The organism is Mycobacterium sp., assembly GCF_032161845.1.
Classification (GTDB): domain Bacteria; phylum Actinomycetota; class Actinomycetes; order Mycobacteriales; family Mycobacteriaceae; genus Mycobacterium.
Genome location: NZ_JAVRQA010000160.1, coordinates 1 through 2896, shown reverse-complemented (window position 1 = coordinate 2896; position 2896 = coordinate 1). Strand labels below are relative to the sequence as shown.

At 66.1% G+C, this 2896-nt stretch carries 2 protein-coding genes and 1 pseudogene; all 3 read left to right on the top strand.

Annotated features, from left to right (window positions below):
- A partial coding sequence (locus QOD90_RS09310) for a long-chain-acyl-CoA synthetase (RefSeq protein WP_526348895.1) occupies positions 1–1497 on the top strand: 1497 nt, incomplete at its 5' end.
- Between the two features lie 80 nt (positions 1498–1577).
- Positions 1578–2402: pseudogene (gene folP / locus QOD90_RS09305) on the top strand (dihydropteroate synthase).
- A partial coding sequence (locus tag QOD90_RS09300; protein ID WP_526348893.1) for a glycosyltransferase family 2 protein occupies positions 2399–2896 on the top strand: 498 nt, incomplete at its 3' end. The pseudogene folP and the gene QOD90_RS09300, both read left to right, overlap by 4 nt.

The following is a 2896-nucleotide window of genomic DNA, read 5'->3' as shown; positions in this document are numbered from 1 at the left end:
AACTCGCCGCATTCGGTGCTGCTGATGCTCGCGGTGGTCAAGTGCGGTGCAGTCGCAGGAATGCTGAACTACCACCAGCGCGGCAAGGTTCTCGCGCACAGCTTCGGCTTGCTCGACGCGAAGGCCGTCGTCGCGGAGACCGACTTCATCGAGCCGATCACCGAGAGCGAAGCGGAGACCGAGGGATTGATGACCCTCGACGAGCTCGAGCAGTTGGCCGCATCGGCACCCGCAACCAATCCGGCCACCACCGCCGCGGTGCTCGCGAAGGACAAGGCCTTCTACATCTTCACCTCGGGCACGACGGGTATGCCGAAGGCGAGCGTCATGACCCACTACCGGTGGCTTCGCGCGCTCGCGGGGTTCGGCGGCCTCGGGATGCGGCTGACCACCGACGACACTCTCTACTTCTGCCTGCCGCTCTACCACAACAACGCGTTGACGGTCGCGCTGTCGTCGGTGCTGAACTCGGGGTCTTCACTGGCGATCGGCAAGTCGTTCTCGGCGTCGAAGTTCTGGGACGACGTCATCCGCTTCGACGCGACGGCGTTCGTCTACATCGGTGAGATCTGCGCCTATCTGCTCAACCAGGAGCCAAAGCCGACCGACCGGAAGCACCACGTCCGCGTGATCGCGGGCAACGGTCTGCGTCCGACGATCTGGGATGAGTTCACCAAGCGGTTCGGCATCGAGCGAGTGTGCGAGTTCTACGCCGCGAGCGAGGGCAACACCGCGTTCATGAACGTCTTCAACGTCGACAAGACCACCGGAATCTGCCCCACGCCAATCGCGTTCGTCGAATACGACGACGAGACCGGTGGGCCCAAGCGTGGCAAGGACGGCCGCGTGCACAAGGTCAAGACCGGGGAGCCGGGCCTGCTGCTGTCCAAGGTGAGCAACTTTCAGCCCTTCGACGGCTACACCGACAAGGAGGCCACGGAGAAGAAGCTGGTGCGCGGTGCCTTCAAGGACGACGACGTGTGGTTCAACACCGGTGACTTGATGCGCTCACAGGGCTTCGGTCACGCCGCATTCACCGACCGCCTCGGCGACACCTTCCGCTGGAAGGGCGAGAACGTCGCGACCACCGAGGTCGAGGCAGCCATCTCCACCGATCCACAGGTCGAGGAGGCCACGGTGTTCGGCGTCGAGGTCGATGGCGCGGGCGGCAAGGCAGGCATGGCGGCGATCCAGCTCAAGGACGGCAAGGAGTTCGACGGCAAGGCGCTCGCCAAGGCCGCCTATGAGCACCTTCCCGGGTATGCGGTGCCGCTGTTCGTCAGGATCACCGGCGAGCTCGCGCACACGTCGACGTTCAAGAGCCAGAAGGTAGACCTGCGCAAGGAGGGCTACGGCGGCAACACCGGCGAGGGCGACGAGGACGCCGGTGAGATCGAGGACGCCATCTACGTCCTGGCGGGCAAGGACGAGGGCTACGTCGAGTTCTACGACGAGTACCCGGCCGAAGTGGTCGACGGCAAGCGCCCCAAGAATTAGGCGGCTTCGGCGCGGCTAGCCTGGTGGACGTGCAGTCGACGTTCCTTGGCCGTCCGGTGGCAGGCGACCGCGCGCTCATCATGGCGATCGTGAACAGGACGCCGGACTCGTTCTACGACCGCGGCGCCACCTTCACCGACGACGCGGCGAAGGCGGCCGCTCACCGGGTGATCGAAGAGGGCGCCGACGTCGTCGATGTCGGCGGCGTCAAGGCAGGGCCGGGTGCGGTCGTCGACGCCGACGAGGAGATCGCCCGCGTGGTGCCGTTCATCGAATGGCTCCGCGGCACCTACCCCGATCAGCTGATCAGCGTCGACACGTGGCGCGCGGCCGTTGCCAAGCAGGCCTGCGCCGCAGGTGCTGACCTGATCAACGACACCTGGGGTGGCTCCGATCCCGAACTGCCAGGCGTCGCCGCGGAATTCCGGGCCGGCCTGGTGTGCTCACATACCGGCGGCGCGGTGCCACGGACCCGACCCTTCAGGGTCAACTACGGGTTTACGTAGCGAGGGGTGGTCGACGTCGTGATCGCAGAGGTGACGGCGGCTGCCGAACGCGCCGTCGCCGCCGGGGTTGCCCGTGACGCGGTAATGATCGATCCGACGCACGATTTTGGTAAGAACACTCATCATGGCCTTAGTTTGTTGCGCCACGTAAAAGATCTTGTAAATACCGGATGGCCTGTCCTTATGGCGCTGAGCAACAAGGATTTCGTCGGGGAGACTTTGGGTGTGGGTTTGACCGAACGCTTGGAGGGCACCTTCGCGGCGACGGCCCTTGCCGCCGAGGCGGGTGCCGCGATGTTCCGAGTGCACGAAGTGGGACCCACTCGACGCGTGCTGGAGATGGTCGCGTCGATCCAAGGGGTGCGTCCACCGACGCTGACCACGAGGGGACTGGCATGACCGTGACACCTGAACTCGACGCCGCCGACGCCGTGGCGGGACACCGCTGGCTCACCGACCACACCTGGCGCAGGCCGACGTGGACGGTCGCCGAACTCGAAGCCGCGAAGGCGGGGCGCACCATCTCGGTCGTTCTGCCCGCGCTCAACGAGGAGGAGACCGTCGCATCGGTGGTCGGAACCATCACTCCTCTGCTCGGCGGCCTCGTCGACGAGATCGTGGTTTTGGACTCCGGCTCGACCGACGAGACCGAGATCCGCGCGCTGGCGGCGGGGGCGAAGGTGGTCAGCCGCGAGGTGGCGCTGCCCGAGGTGGCGCCGCAGCCGGGCAAGGGTGAGGTGCTGTGGCGCTCGCTCGCCGCAACCACGGGAGACCTGGTGGTCTTCGTCGACTCCGACCTCATCGACCCCGACCCCATGTTCGTGCCGAAGCTGCTCGGCCCGCTGTTGACGACCGACGGGGTGCACCTGGTCAAGGGCTTCTACCGTCGCCCG